A 15,136-nucleotide genomic window follows, 5' to 3' on the forward strand; every position below is an offset into this window, starting at 1 on the left:
TTTGATTTCAACATCTTAGACGAGGAGTCTGCACTATGGGTGCTAAAGACGTACGTTTTGATACCGATGCCCGCGACCGCATGCTGCGCGGTGTGAACATTCTGGCTGACGCTGTGAAAGTCACGCTGGGCCCCAAAGGCCGCAACGTGGTGATCGACAAGTCCTTCGGCTCGCCCCGCATCACCAAAGACGGTGTGACGGTCGCCAAGGAAATCGAACTGTCCGACAAGTTCGAAAACATGGGCGCTCAGATGGTGAAGGAAGTCGCTTCCCGCACCAATGACGAAGCTGGCGACGGCACCACCACCGCCACCGTTCTGGCCCAAGCCATCATCAAAGACGGCCTCAAGGCTGTTGCTGCTGGCATGAACCCGATGGATCTGAAGCGCGGTATCGACCTGGCAGTTGTCAAGGTTGTGGCTGCGATCAAGGCTGCTTCGCGTCCCGTCAAGGACAGCGCTGAAGTGGCTCAGGTCGGCACCATCTCGGCCAACGGCGAAGCGGAAATCGGTCGCCAGATCGCTGACGCGATGCAGAAAGTCGGCAACGAGGGTGTGATCACCGTCGAAGAGAACAAAGGCCTGGAAACGGAAACCACCGTTGTCGAAGGCATGCAGTTCGACCGTGGCTACCTGTCGCCTTATTTTGTCACCAACGCTGACAAGATGATTGCTGATCTGGAAGACGCCTACATCCTGCTGCACGAGAAAAAACTCTCGTCGCTGCAGCCGATGGTGCCTTTGCTGGAAGCCGTGATCCAGTCGCAGCGCCCGCTGATCATCATCGCCGAAGATGTTGAAGGCGAGGCTCTGGCCACGCTGGTCGTCAACAAACTGCGCGGCGGCCTGAAAATCGCTGCTGTCAAAGCCCCGGGCTTTGGCGATCGTCGCAAGGCGATGCTGCAGGACATCGCCATTCTGACCGGTGGTCAGGTGATTTCTGACGATCTGGGCATGAAGCTGGAGAATGTCGGCATCGACATGCTGGGCCGTGCCAAGAAAGTCACGATCAACAAAGACAACACCACCATCGTTGATGGTGCTGGCGACAAAGCCGAGATCGAAGCCCGCGTGGCCCAGATCCGTGCCCAGATCGAAGAAACCACGTCGGATTACGACCGTGAGAAACTGCAAGAGCGCGTGGCCAAACTGGCTGGCGGTGTTGCCGTGATCAAGGTTGGCGGCATGACCGAAGTCGAAGTCAAAGAGCGTAAAGACCGCGTTGATGACGCCCTGAACGCAACCCGCGCTGCCGTGCAAGAAGGCATCGTTGTTGGCGGTGGTGTGGCTCTGGTTCAGGCTGGCAAGGTTCTCGAAGGCCTGACCGGCGCGAACTCTGACCAGAACGCCGGTATCGCCATCGTGCGCCGCGCACTGGAAGCTCCGCTGCGCCAGATCGCTGAAAACGCTGGCGTCGATGGCGCTGTCGTGGCTGGCAAAGTGCGCGAGTCGAACGACGTGACCTTTGGCTTCAACGCTCAGACCGAAGAATATGGCGACATGTTCGCGTTCGGTGTGATCGACCCGGCCAAAGTGACCCGTACCGCGCTGGAAGATGCTGCTTCGGTCGCATCCTTGCTGATCACCACCGAAGCCATGATCGCTGACAAACCGGCCAAGGAATCGGCTGGCGGCGCTGGCGGCATGGGCGGAATGGGCGGCATGGACGGCATGATGTAAGCCTTTGGCTTCATGATCTGCCGTTTCCGTCAGGAAACAGAAGGGGCGGTCCGAAAGGGCCGCCCCTTTTTCGTGTCCGGCCTTGATTTGGCCGGATTGGCGGGGGATGACAGGCGGGAATTGCCGGAGGTTTCATGCCGCATTTGCTGATGCTTGCGCCTGCGCCCGTGATCCGTCTGCCCGACGGGCGGCTGCGGCTGGATGTGAAATATGTCGAAGGCATGCGCGAGCATTGCGCGTTGTGGGATGGTCCGGTGTCGGCGGTCGTCTGGGAGGGCGCGGAGGCGGTGCCGTTCGGAGCCGATTATGCGCCGGGTGAGTTGGGCTTTGCGTTGACGGTGCTGCCTGCGGGTGCGCCGGTACCTGCCACGCAGGCCGATCTGATCGCAGCGCCTGCCGATATGGCGCAGGCGCTGGCGCTGGCCTGGGGGCCGGTGCCGGTGGTGTTTGTGGTGGAGTATACCATTGGCACCCGGCTGCGCATCGTGGCGCTGGACCGGGGTCGGGGGATGGCGCGCAAGGGCTGGTCTGCGCTGTGGAATCTGGCGGTGGAACGGCGGCGGCGGGCGGCGTTCCGCCGGGCGGCGGGGGTGCAGTGCAATGGCTATCCGGCGCATGATGCCTATGCCGGGCTGAACGCCCGCACCCTGCTGTATCTGGACGGGCGGATGCGCGGCACGATGATGGCCTCGGCGCAGGATATGGCGGCCAAGGCCGCACATAAGGGGCCGCTCAGGATCGTGCATTCCGGTCGGCTGGAGGCGATGAAGGGCGCGCAGGATCTGGTGCCGGTCGCCCGCGCGCTGGTCGCGGCGGGGGTGGATTTCACGCTGGATGTGTTTGGTACCGGCGCGCTGGGGGCGGAGGTGCGGGCCGGGGCCGACGAATTGGGCGGGCGGGTGCGGCTGCATGCGCCGGTGGATTTCGAGACCGCTCTGGTGCCGTGGATGCGCCGCCATGCCGATCTGTTCCTGAGCTGTCACCGGCAGGCGGACCCGTCCTGCACCTATCTGGAAAGCCTGGGCTGCGGCGTGCCGGTGCTGGGCTACGCCAATGACATGTGGGGCCGTATGGCGGCAGAGACTGGCGGCGGCTGGGCGGTGCCACTGGGCGACCGGCGGGCGCTGTCAGACCGGATCACCATGCTGGCGGACAACCGCACAGAGCTGACCCATGCTGCCACAGCCGGGCTTGCCTTTGCGCAAGCCCATGGATTCGAGGCGGAATTTGCCGCGCGCATGGCGCATTTCGCGGCCTGTCTGCGCCCGCAACGCGCGGTGGTCTGAGCCTGCATTAACCCTTTGTTGATAGCCCTGTTCCTCGCATGGCCGGGGAGGATTCCGCTGGCCGATGGGACCAAGCGAGGGTTTAGAACATGAACAAGGCGATTACCGACGGGCTGGTGCTGATGCCGCCTCCATTCGCAGCGGGGCTGCATCTGTGGTCGCGTGAAGACGGGCGGCCGGGGCAGGGGTCTTATGCGGGCCAGCCCAATGCGGCTTTTGTTCCGGCGGATCAGGATTTTGGCGGCGCGCTGGAGTTGCAGAAAACGCAAGCCACGCAAAAACTGCGTTGTTTCCAGCAGATTCCGATGCAGCCCGGATTGTATCTTCTGGTCCGCTTCCGGGTGAAGTGCATCTCGGGCGCTTTCCCTTCGGTGCGGATCGCGGGCTGGGCCGGGCGGTCGGACGGCAGCAATGTGCCGGGCGTCGTGCAGTCGGCACCCTCGCAGACGCTGACGCAATACGGTCAGGTGGTCGAGTTCGCAACGATCATCGGGACCGGCTGGCGCGGCGGGGTCACGATGGCCTGGGGGCCAAGCGCGGTCTATGGCCACATCGGACTGGACCTGACCGGGCCGAATGGCGGCGTGGTGCGCATCAGTGATATCGAGATCTCGGATGTGACCGGGATCTATCTGCGCGATATCTTTGATGCGGTTGATGTGCGCGACTTCGGGGCGCGGGGCGATGGCACGACCGATGACACGGCGGCCTTTGCCGCTGCCGACAGTGCCGCGCAGGGCCGCACCCTTACGGTGCCCGCCGGAACCTACCGCATCGCCGGCAACCTGACGATCAACAACCCGATCCGGTTTCAGGGCACGCTGATCCAGCCCGACAATGTGCGGCTGGCCCTGACGCGCAATTATGATCTGGACACCTATACCAGCGCGTTCGGCAGCGAGCTTTTGGGCTTTCGCAAGGCCTTGCAGGCGCTGTTCTACTTTACCGACCACGTGGCGCTGGATCTGTCAGACCGCCGCGTCGATCTGGTCGCACCGCTGGATGTCGCGGCCATCGCTGGCCTGACCACCTTTGCGCAGCGTCGGTTTCTGACCAATGGCCAGCTGAATGCAGTGGCGGGGCCGGGCTGGGATACGGTGACGGTGAGCTCGGGCACCACCTATAACCCGGCCAACCCGACCCGGCTGACGGGCGTGGCCAATGTTGCCAACATCCCCATCGGTGCGCGGGTCAGCGGCAATGGTGTCGGGCGCGAGGTCTATGTCGTCGACAAGAACGTGGGCACCGGAACCGTCACCCTGAGCCAGGCCCTGTGGGGCGGGGCGGGCACCCGGACGCTGACCTTTACCCGCTATAAACACCTGCTGGATTTCTCGGGCTTTGACGATCTGTCCCGGTTCGAGATCGACCGGCTGGACCTGAACTGCAACGGCCTGTGTTCGGGCGTCATGCTGCCCCGTGTCGGCCTGACGCTGCGGATTGGTGACTGCGTGTTCAACCGGCCAAAAGATCGCGGTATCACCTCGACCGGCTCGGGCTGTCAGGGTCTGATCGTCGAGGGCTGCCAGTTCTGGTCGAATGAACAGGCCATGCTGGCGCAGGACCGCACCACGATTGCGCTGAACGTCAATGCCAATGACACCAAGATCCGCGCCAACCGCGTTGTGCGCTTTGCGCATTTCATGGTGGCCAATGGCGGCGGCCATCTGATCAGCGGCAACCACTTCTTTCAGGGTGACACTGCGGCGGCGGGCATCCGCCGCGCTGGTCTGATCGTGACTCAGACCAATCCGCGGCTGACCTTTACCGGCAACTATGTGGACAACTGCTTTATCGAATGGTCCAACGAGCACGACGCCAACCCCGATTTTGTGTCTGGGTTCAGCTTTGGCAACATGTCGATTGTGGCCAACCATTTCTTTGCCAGTGACGTGGCGCCATGGTTCCGCTGGATCGTGATCGCGCCCAAAGGTTCGGGGCAGTTTGTGCATGGCCTCAGCGTTTCGGACAACACCTTCCGCACGATCAACGGCTTTATCGACCGGGCCGAGGCGGTGGACAGCACCCATGGTACACTGGATTTCAGCCGCTTCCGCAATGTGAACTTCGGGGCGAACTCCTTCAACGGGGTCAGCCAGCTGGTGATGAACCCGCTACCGATTGTCCATACGCAGAATACGGCTGCCGATACCTGGGTGGTCGATGGCGGCGCGTTCATGCCGTTTGGCGGACGGGTGCGCAACACGCAAAGCGTGGTGGCTGACGGTGCCATCACCAACACGGCAAACGTGGCGCAATTTGTGATGCCCTTTGTCCTGAACGAACAGGGGCCAGGGCGCAATCTGGTGCATCTTCGCTGGCCAACAGCGGTCAAGGGCAAGATTTTGGCGACCATCCGCTGCGACAACCCGACCTGACAGGCCGGGCAATGACAGGAAAGGGGCGGTCCGTCGGGCCGCCCCTTTGTCATGCGTGCCTGCCGGTCTTTGGTTCAATCCAATTGACACACGGCGACGTGAAGCGCTTGTCTGGGGCAGACGCGTGACCGGGCCGGACAAAGACGGAAAAGATGACCGACAAAACCTCAGAGCAGCCCACCAGAAACCCCGCTGAAGCCCCCCGTGACTTTTTACCCAAACTGGTGACCGTGTTGCGTGAGGGCTATTCGGCGCAGGATTTCCGCGCCGATGTTCTGGCCGGGCTGACTGTGGCTATTGTTGCCTTGCCGCTGTCGATGGCGATCGCGATTGCCAGCGGCGTCGGGCCGGAGCGCGGGCTATATACCACCATCATCGGCGGCTTTCTGGTCTCGGCCCTTGGTGGCAGCCGGTTTCAGATCGGCGGGCCAGCGGGGGCGTTTATTGTGCTGGTCTCGGCCTGTGTCATGCAGATCGGGCTGGAGGGGCTGATCCTGGCCACTTTTATGTCGGGTCTGTTTCTGGTGGTGGCGGGCGCGCTGCGTCTGGGCACCTATATCAAGTTCATCCCCTATCCGGTGACGGTCGGCTTTACCGCCGGAATTGCGGTGATCATCTTTGCCAGCCAGATGAAGGATCTGTTCGGCCTGACCTTGACCACACAGGAACCGGCGGAAATAGTACACAAAGTCAGCGCCCTGTGGGGCGCGCGCGGCACGGTGACCCCGGCGGCGCTTGCGGTGGCGCTTGCCACGATTGCGCTGATCCTGGGGCTAAAGCGCCTGCGTCCGGGCTGGCCGAACCTGCTGATCGCGATTGTCACGGCGGCGGCGGTGGTTGCCGTGACGGGCCTGCCGGTCGAGACCATCGGCTCGCGCTTTGGCGACCTGCCGCGCCTGCCGCCCTCGCCCGCGCTGCCGGGGCTGAGCATGGAGGCGGTGTTGGCCGCGCTGCCCTATGCGGTCAGCTTCACCCTGCTGGGCGCGATTGAATCGCTGCTGTCAGCGGTGGTGGCCGACGGGATGAGCGGCGGGCGGCATCGCAGCAATGCCGAACTGGTGGCGCAGGGCGTGGCCAATGTCGGATCGGCGCTGTTCGGCGGATTTTGCGTCACCGGCACCATCGCCCGCACCGCAACCAATGTGCGGGCCGGCAGCCGGGGGCCGGTGTCGGGTATGCTCCACGCACTGTTCGTGCTGGGTTTCATGCTGCTGGCGGGGCCGCTGGCGGCCTATATCCCGCTGGCGGCTCTGGCCGGATTGCTGGCGGTGGTCGCCTGGAACATGGCCGAAAAGGAAGAGTTCTGGGGCCTGCTGAAATCGTCCAGGGGCGATGCGATGGTGGTGCTCGTGACCTTTCTGCTGGTGGTGTTCCGCGACCTGACCGAAGGCATCGTGGTGGGCTTTGCTCTGGGTGGTCTGGTGTTCATCCGGCGGATGTCCGAGGCGGCAGACGTGGAAACGGCGCAGGTCGGCACATGGTCCCCGGACGAGGGGGGCGACCGTGACCGGGTGGTGTACCGCCTGCGCGGCCCGTATTTCTTTGGCGCGGCGGCCCGGCTGGGTGTGGTGCTGGACCGGATCGCCGATTACCCGCGCGCCTTTGTCATTGATTTTACGGATGTGCCCTTTGTCGATTCCTCTGGGGCGCGTGCCTTTGAGCTGCTGGCGCACAAGGTGGCGCGCAAGGGCGGGCAGCTGTACCTGATCGGCACCCGCCCCGACGTGCGCCGCGATTTGCAGGCGCAGGGTGCACGCGAACCCCTGGTGCGCTTTCTGCCCGATCTGGACAGCGTCGACGCAGCCGAGGCAGCGCGTTAGCGTAACCATGATTCGGCCAATGAGCCTGCCGCCCTCCCCCCTGCGGCAGCGGGTCAAAGGTGCTGCGCTGATGCATGTTTGACGCTAGGTCATGGTTCACGCATCTTCACCACTCTGTGAACGCGCAGCACTTTGAAAAACCTTGCCTAATTTTTGCCAATTTTCGGAAGTTTTCATTTTTGACACGTGTGTAGAAAACTTATTTACAGAAATATCCATTTAACAAAAGGGGTTACAATAAAATTGACTGCACGTTACACTTGTTATGGGTAGAGGGTGATCCTGTTGGCATCTGCATATGCCGCAAGATCGCAGATGGCGGGCAAAATTCAGCCCGCGCAGGAGGAGATATCAAATGACAGATCAGGGTTCAGCATCGGGCGTCTACACCGCATCGGCTGATTTCATTGCCAACGCGCATCTGGATGCCGAAGGCTACGCGCGGATGTATGAGGCGTCTGTCACCGATCCGGATGCCTTCTGGGCCGATCAGGCGCAGCGGCTGGACTGGATCAAGCCCTTTACCAAGGTCAAGAACACCAGCTTTGACTATGGTAATGTGTCGATCAAATGGTTCGAGGACGGCACGCTGAACGTCAGCGCCAACTGCATCGACCGCCACATGCTGACCCGCGCCAACCAGACCGCGATCATCTGGGAACCGGACAACCCGGCCACGCCGTCGCTGCACATCACCTATGCCCAGCTTCTGGAAAACACCTCGCGCATGGCGAATGTGCTCAAGGCGCAGGGCGTGGGCAAGGGCGACCGCGTGGTGCTGTATCTGCCGATGATCCCCGAAGCGGCCTATGCCATGCTGGCTTGCGCGCGGATCGGTGCCATCCATTCGGTCGTGTTCGCCGGCTTCTCTCCCGACGCGCTTGCCAACCGGATCAACGACTCTGAAGCCAAGGTCGTGATCACCGCCGATTTCGCCCCGCGTGGCGGCAAGAAAACCGCGCTGAAATCCAACACCGACAAGGCACTGTTCGATTGCTCTGACAAGGTGAAATGTCTTGTGGTCAAGCACACCGGCGACCAGACCACCTGGATCGACGGGCGTGACATCGACGTAAAGGCCGAAATGGCCGCGGCAAAACCCTATTGCGCCTATGTCGAGGTCGGGGCCGAAGACCCGCTGTTCATCCTGTATACCTCCGGCTCGACCGGGCGGCCCAAAGGGGTGGTGCACACCTCGGGCGGGTATCTTGCCTATGCGGCGATGACGCACCAATACACCTTTGATTATCACGATGGCGATGTGTTCTGGTGCACCGCCGATGTGGGCTGGGTGACTGGCCACAGCTATATCATCTACGGCCCGCTGGCGAACGGTGCGACCACCATCATGTTCGAGGGCGTGCCGACATTCCCCGATGCAGGCCGGTTCTGGGAGGTGTGCGCCAAGCACAAGGTCAGCCAGTTCTACACCGCCCCTACCGCCATCCGCAGCCTGATGGGCATGGGCACGGAATGGGTCGAAAAGCACGACCTGTCCTCGCTCAAACTGCTGGGCACCGTGGGCGAGCCGATCAACCCCGAGGCGTGGAACTGGTACAACACCCATGTCGGCAAAGGGAAATGCCCGATCGTCGACACCTTCTGGCAGACCGAAACCGGCGGCCACCTGATCACACCGCTGCCGGGTGCGATCCCGCAAAAGCCGGGGGCGGCGACCAAGCCGTTCTTTGGCATCAAGCCCGTCGTGCTCGACCCGGCCAATGCCGAGGTGCAGACCGAGACCGCCGCCGTGGGGGTGCTGTGCATCGCGGACAGCTGGCCGGGCATGATGCGCACGCTCTGGGGCGATCACGAGCGGTTTGAAGAGGCATATTTTGCCCAGTATCGCGGTTATTACTTCACCGGCGACGGCTGCCGCCGCGACGAGGATGGCGATTACTGGATCACCGGCCGCGTGGATGATGTGATCAACGTCTCCGGTCACCGCATGGGCACGGCCGAGGTGGAATCGGCGCTGGTGGCACATGAGGCCGTGGCCGAGGCAGCGGTGGTCGGTTACCCGCACGACATCAAGGGGCAGGGCATCTATGCCTATGTCACGCTGATGAACGGCATCGACCCGACCGACGCCCTGCGCAAAGAGCTGGAGGGCTGGGTTCGTACCGAAATCGGCCCGATTGCCAAGCCGGATCTGATCCAATGGGCGCCCGGCCTGCCGAAAACCCGCTCGGGCAAGATCATGCGCCGCATTCTGCGCAAGATCGCCGAGAATGATTTCGCGGTCCTTGGCGATACCTCGACGCTTGCCGATCCGTCCGTGGTGGATGATCTGATCGAAAACCGGATGAACCGGGGCTGAGTGGGGAGATGCGCGATATGACCTCTCCTACCGTTGTGATCCTGCTCGGGCCTCCGGGCGCGGGCAAGGGCACGCAGGCCCGGATGCTGGAAGAAGATTTCGGTCTGGTCCAGCTGTCTACCGGCGATCTGCTGCGCGCCGCCGTTGCCTCGGGCAGCGCGGCGGGCCAGCAGGCCCGCGCGGTGATGGAGGCGGGCGGGCTGGTCAGCGATGACATCGTGCTGGCCATCCTGCGCGACCGCATGGCCCAGCCCGATGTGGCCCGTGGCATCATTCTTGACGGCTTTCCGCGCACGGACGCGCAGGCGGCGGCACTGGACGGGCTGCTGGCGGGTGCGGGCCAGCGCGTCAACGCCGCCATCAGTCTGGAAGTGGATGACGAGGCAATGGTGGACCGCGTGGCGGGCCGCTATACCTGCGGCGGCTGCGGCGAAGGTTATCACGACACATTCAAACAACCCGCCGTTGCGGGTGTTTGCGACAAATGCGGCGGCACGGGCTTCAAGCGCCGGGCCGACGACAACGCCGGAACCGTGCGGGAAAGGTTGCGCGCCTACCACGCACAGACGGCACCGCTGATCAGTTATTACGACGGCAAAGGCGTTCTGAAACGGATCGACGCGATGGGTGACATCGCCGCGATCCGTCAGACGCTGGGTGGCATCGTGGCAGCTGTATCCGCGCACTAAGGGGGGCTTGCATCCCCCCTGGGGGTGCGGGTGTGGAGACAAAACACAGGGAGTAACACTATGGCGGACAGAACTTCGTCCAGCGCCTATTGGGCAGCCAATGTGCGGGTGATCTTGATATCACTCGTCATCTGGTTCTTCTGCTCGTTCGGCCTTGGCATCATCCTGCGTCCGGCGCTGTCGGGCATCATGGTCGGGGGCGCTGACCTTGGCTTCTGGTTTGCGCAGAACGGGTCGATCTACGTCTTTCTCGTGCTGATCTTCGCCTACGCATGGCGGATGAACAAGCTCGACAAAGAATTCGGCGTCGAAGAATAAGGGGCAGGGACAGATGGATCAATTCACCCTCAACCTGATCGTGGTTGGCTTTACCTTTGCCATCTACATCGGGATCGCGATCTGGGCCCGCGCGGGCACCACCGCAGAATTCTACGCTGCCGGACAAGGGGTTCACCCGGTTCTGAACGGCATGGCGACGGGCGCAGACTGGATGTCGGCGGCCTCGTTCATTTCGATGGCTGGCATCATCGCCATGGCCGGTGCGGGCGGCTATCAGCAATCCGCCTTTCTGATGGGCTGGACCGGCGGCTACGTGCTGCTGGCGCTGTTGCTCGCGCCTTACCTGCGCAAATTCGGCAAGTTTACCGTGCCGGAATTCATCGGTGACCGTTTCTATTCCGGCGGCGCGCGTCTGGTGGGCGTGATCTGTCTGATCGTCATTTCGGTGACCTATGTGATCGGCCAGATGCGTGGTGTGGGCGTGACCTTTGCCCGCTTCCTCGAAGTCTCCACCGACATGGGCCTCTATATCGGCGCGGCGATCGTGTTCGCCTATGCCGTTTTCGGCGGCATGAAGGGCATCACCTATACGCAGGTTGCCCAGTATGTCGTGCTGATCATCGCCTATACCATTCCGGCGATCTTCATCTCGCTCAACCTCACCGGCTCGTTCCTGCCGCAGCTGGGCCTGATCGGCTCATACGCGCCATCGGGCGGGGATGTTGCCCTGCTGGCGAAGCTGGATGCCGTGGTGACGGAACTGGGCTTTACCCAGTACACCGCTGACACGACGAACATGTTCAACATGATCCTGTTCACCATGTCGCTGATGATCGGCACCGCTGGTCTGCCGCACGTCATCATCCGCTTCTTCACCGTGCCAAAGGTTGCCGATGCGCGCTCTTCGGCTGGTTGGGCGCTGGTGTTCATCGCGCTGCTCTACACCGTGGCTCCTGCTGTCGGTGCCATGGCGCGTCTGAACCTGACCACCACCTTCTGGCCAAATGCCGTTCAGGGCGATGCTCTGGCCGGTGATGCGATCAGTCTGGAGGCGATCAACACCGATCCGTCGCTGGCATGGATCAACACCTGGAAAAACACCGGTCTGCTTGGCTTTGAAGACAAGAACGGTGATGGCCTGATCCAGTACTACAACGATGCCAATCCCGCAGTTGCCGCCATCGCGGCAGAGCGCGGCTGGGTCGGCAACGAACTCACCAAGGTCGACAACGACATGATGGTGCTGGCAAACCCTGAAATCGCGGCTCTGCCGGGTTGGGTGATTGCTCTGGTGGCTGCCGGTGGTCTGGCGGCGGCACTTTCGACGGCGGCAGGTCTGCTGCTGGCGATCTCTTCGGCAGTGTCTCACGACCTGATCAAAGGGTCGATCAATCCGAACATCTCGGAAAAGGGTGAGCTTCTGGCCGCCCGGATCTCGATGGGTGGGGCGATCGTGGTGGCGACCTATCTGGGTCTGAACCCGCCCGGATTTGCAGCGCAAGTGGTGGCTCTGGCCTTTGGTCTGGCCGCAGCGACGATCTTCCCGGTTCTGATGATGGGCATCTTCTCCAAGCGCATCAACAAAGAGGGCGCGATTGCCGGCATGCTTGCAGGTCTCGTGTTCACCGCAGTCTACATCTTCCTCTACCTGGGCTGGTTCTTTGTTCCGGGCACGAACATGTATGAAAACATCCCGGCCAACCACTTCTTTGGCATCTCGCCGCTGTCGATCGGAACTGTCGGTGCGGTCGTCAACTTCGGCGTCGCCTATGTGGTGTCGATGGCCACCAAGGCTCCGCCGCAGCATGTGGTTGACCTGATCGAGTCGATCCGCGTGCCAAAAGGCGCGGGCGCCGCGACCGGCCACTAAGCACAACACGCGCGCCCCCGGATGTTCCGGGGGCGCGCACTTTAGAAGGGGCGATCGCCATGGACCATCCGCTGGAGACGATCATCGGCTTTCTGGAAACGGTCCACCCTTACGATACCCTGCCGCAGGACGAGTTGGCGCGTGTCGCCACTTCCTTCAGCCGCAGAGAATACGCCGCCGGCGAAGAGGTCTATCACGCCGGCACCCCGCTCAAGGGGCTGTACCTGATCAAGCGCGGCTCGGTCGAGGTGCGCGAACCGTCCGGTCAGGTCATCTCGCTGCTTGGCCCCCGCAACAGCTTTGGCGAACGGGGTCTGGCGCGTGACGGGCTTGCTGTGACCGCCGCCCGTGTGACAGAAGACTCCGTGCTGCTGCTGCTGCCGGTCGCCGAGTTCCGCCGCCTCCTCACCAGCTCTCCGGCGTTCGAGCGGTTCTTCAGCCGCGGGCGCGGGCACGAGTCGCGCGGCGGCGATCTGACCACGCAAAAGGTGGGTGACCTGATGGCACGCAAACCTGTGGTGGTCGGGCCGCAGGATACGGTCCGCATGGCCGCGCAAAAGATGCGCGACGCAAAGGTGTCGTCGCTGGGCGTGGTACAGGACGGGCGCTTTCTGGGCATCCTGACCACCCGCGACATGACAAACCGGGTGCTGGCTGACGGGCTCGACCTGTCCACCCCGGTGGCCGAGGTGATGACGGCGGACCCTGTTTCCTTGCGCCCCGACTCGCTGGGGTCTGACATCCTGCACATCATGCTGGAACGCCGCATCGGCCATCTGCCGGTGGTCGAAGGCGGCACGCTGGTCGGCATGATCACCCAGACCGACCTGACCCGGTTTCAGGCGGTCAGCTCTGCCCAACTGGTGCGCGATGTGGCGACGGCAGAAACTGTGGCCGATATGGCTGCCGTCACCGCCCGCATTCCGCGCCTCTTGGTGCAGCTGGTCGGGGGCAACAGCGCGCATGAGGTGGTCACCCGCCTGATCACCGATATTGCCGATACCGTGACCCGCCGCCTGCTGGCCATGGCCGAGGCGCAGCTTGGCCCCGCGCCGGTGCCGTATCTCTGGCTCGCCTGTGGATCGCAGGGCCGGCAGGAACAGACCGGCGTGTCGGATCAGGACAACTGCCTGATGATCGACGATGCCGCGACCGATGACGACATGGCGTATTTTCACGCCCTTGCGAAGATCGTCTCCGACGGGCTGGATGCCTGCGGCTATGCCTATTGCCCCGGCGACATGATGGCGACCAACCCGCAATGGTGTCAGCCGATGCGGGTCTGGCACAGTTATTTCCGCAAATGGGTGCAGACCCCGGACCCGATGGCGCAGATGCTGGCATCGGTGATGTTTGATCTGCGCGCGATTGGCGGTCAGGCCAGCCTGCTGCATGATCTGCAACAGGAAACGCTGGAAATGGCGGCGCGCAATTCGATCTTTGTCGCCCATATGATCAGCAACAGCCTGAAACACACGCCGCCGCTTGGCCTGCTGCGCGGCTTTGCCACCATCCGCTCGGGTGAGCACAAGAACCACATCGACATGAAGCTGAACGGCGTGGTGCCGGTGGTGGATCTGGGCCGCATCTATGCGCTGATCGGCCAGCTGGAGCCGGTCAACACCCGCGCCCGGCTGGACGCTGCCGAGGCGGCCGGCGTGATCAGCGTCTCTGGCGCGCGCGACCTGATCGAGGCTTATGACCTGATCGCACAGACCCGGCTGGAAAATCAGGCGCGGCTGGTGCGGTCAGGGCGCAAGCCCGATAATTTCCTCGCCCCCTCGGACATGTCCGACTTTGAGCGAAGCCACCTGCGCGACGCCTTTGTCGTGGTGCGCACCATGCAATCAGCCGTGGGACAAACCCGCGGCGCCCGGAGTTGATGAATGGCCTTTGAATTTTTTGCCGCAATCGTCGCTGCTGTCGCCCTTGGCGGCATGGCACATCTGTTGCGCAGGCTGAGCGGATACCGGCTGCCGAAGTGGGCAGTGACGGTGGCGGCGGCGGCGGGGCTGATCGGCACCACGATCTGGCTGGAATACGACTGGTTCAACCGGGTCAGCGCCGAATTGCCCGAAGGGGTGCAGGTGGTCTGGCTGTCCGAAGAGGTGATGACCCTGCGGCCCTGGACTCTGATCGCGCCGATCACCACCCGCTTTGTTGCGATGGACACCCGCGCCATCGTCCAGCACCCGAACAATGCCGATCTGCGCATGGCCAAGCTGTTCAACTTTGGCCGCTGGCGTCCGGTGACCGACGCGCTGATGGTGTTCGACTGCGCGCAGCGCCAGCAGGTTCTGGTGACCGAGGGGGTTCAGATTTCCGAAGACGGCACCCTGCAGGGGGCCGACTGGGTGACCGCGCCCGAAGGCGACGGATTTCAAGCGGCTGCCTGTACGGCAGCCTGAAGGGGGAGACAGAGATGACGGCCGAAGGGGGGAGACGGCACCGCGTCCTCGTGGTCGAGGATGAGGATAACATCGCCATCGCGCTCGACTATCTGATGACGCGCGAAGGCTATGACCATGACCGCATCGCCAACGGGGCCGATGCACTGGCGCGCATCCGCGACACCCATCCCGATCTGGTGCTGCTCGATGTGATGCTGCCCGAAGTGTCGGGGTACGAGATCTGTCAGGGCGTGCGGCTGGACCCCACGCTGTCGGATGTCAAAATTCTGATGATGACCGCGCGCGGATCTGCGATCGAACGGCGCAAGGGGCTGGCGCTGGGGGCGGATGGCTTCATCTCGAAACCGTTTGAGCTCAAAGAGCTGCGCGCCGAGGTGCGCCGCCTTCTGGTTACGGAAGCCTGA

General features: G+C 62.9%; 11 protein-coding genes. All 11 read left to right on the forward strand.

The annotated features are described in order from the left end of the window. Nucleotides 1-35: 35 nt before the first annotated feature. The 11 genes from groL to D1012_RS03280 all read left to right on the forward strand — a co-directional run bounded on the left by groL (nt 36) and on the right by D1012_RS03280 (nt 15,136). On the forward strand, nt 36-1,679 hold the full coding sequence (gene groL / locus D1012_RS03230; protein ID WP_118149859.1) for a chaperonin GroEL: 1,644 nt from the start codon (nt 36-38) through the stop codon (nt 1,677-1,679). 134 nt (nt 1,680-1,813) lie between these two features. Next, complete coding sequence (locus D1012_RS03235; protein WP_118149860.1) at nt 1,814-2,965, forward strand: glycosyltransferase; 1,152 nt, start codon at nt 1,814-1,816, stop codon at nt 2,963-2,965. A gap of 89 nt (nt 2,966-3,054) precedes the next feature. Then, nucleotides 3,055-5,343, forward strand: a complete 2,289-nt coding sequence (locus D1012_RS03240) for a glycosyl hydrolase family 28-related protein (protein ID WP_118149861.1) — start codon at nt 3,055-3,057, stop codon at nt 5,341-5,343. 152 nt (nt 5,344-5,495) lie between these two features. After that, complete coding sequence (locus D1012_RS03245) at nt 5,496-7,163, forward strand: SulP family inorganic anion transporter (RefSeq protein WP_199489430.1); 1,668 nt, start codon at nt 5,496-5,498, stop codon at nt 7,161-7,163. 355 nt (nt 7,164-7,518) lie between these two features. After that, nucleotides 7,519-9,483, forward strand: a complete 1,965-nt coding sequence (acs, locus tag D1012_RS03250; RefSeq protein ID WP_118149862.1) for an acetate--CoA ligase — start codon at nt 7,519-7,521, stop codon at nt 9,481-9,483. A gap of 17 nt (nt 9,484-9,500) precedes the next feature. Next, nucleotides 9,501-10,172 carry an adenylate kinase gene (locus D1012_RS03255; protein WP_233516993.1) on the forward strand — a complete coding sequence of 224 codons (672 nt, stop codon included), beginning with the start codon at nt 9,501-9,503 and terminating at the stop codon, nt 10,170-10,172. A 60-nt stretch (nt 10,173-10,232) separates the two neighbouring features. Then, on the forward strand, nt 10,233-10,490 hold the full coding sequence (locus D1012_RS03260) for a DUF4212 domain-containing protein (protein ID WP_118149864.1): 258 nt from the start codon (nt 10,233-10,235) through the stop codon (nt 10,488-10,490). A gap of 13 nt (nt 10,491-10,503) precedes the next feature. Continuing rightward, nucleotides 10,504-12,321 carry a sodium:solute symporter family protein gene (locus D1012_RS03265; RefSeq protein WP_118149865.1) on the forward strand — a complete coding sequence of 606 codons (1,818 nt, stop codon included), beginning with the start codon at nt 10,504-10,506 and terminating at the stop codon, nt 12,319-12,321. A 59-nt stretch (nt 12,322-12,380) separates the two neighbouring features. After that, the gene (locus D1012_RS03270) at nt 12,381-14,204 is read left to right on the forward strand and encodes a DUF294 nucleotidyltransferase-like domain-containing protein (RefSeq protein WP_118149866.1); all 1,824 of its coding nucleotides are present in this window, start codon (nt 12,381-12,383) and stop codon (nt 14,202-14,204) included. 3 nt (nt 14,205-14,207) lie between these two features. After that, a complete protein-coding gene (locus D1012_RS03275; protein WP_118149867.1) occupies nt 14,208-14,729 on the forward strand; it encodes a hypothetical protein in 522 nt (173 codons plus the stop codon). A 14-nt stretch (nt 14,730-14,743) separates the two neighbouring features. Then, nucleotides 14,744-15,136: a response regulator transcription factor gene (locus D1012_RS03280; protein WP_118149868.1), complete on the forward strand. Its 393-nt coding sequence runs from the start codon at nt 14,744-14,746 to the stop codon at nt 15,134-15,136.

The organism is Pseudotabrizicola alkalilacus (genome assembly GCF_003443995.1).
Taxonomy (GTDB): Bacteria; Pseudomonadota; Alphaproteobacteria; order Rhodobacterales; family Rhodobacteraceae; genus Pseudotabrizicola; species Pseudotabrizicola alkalilacus.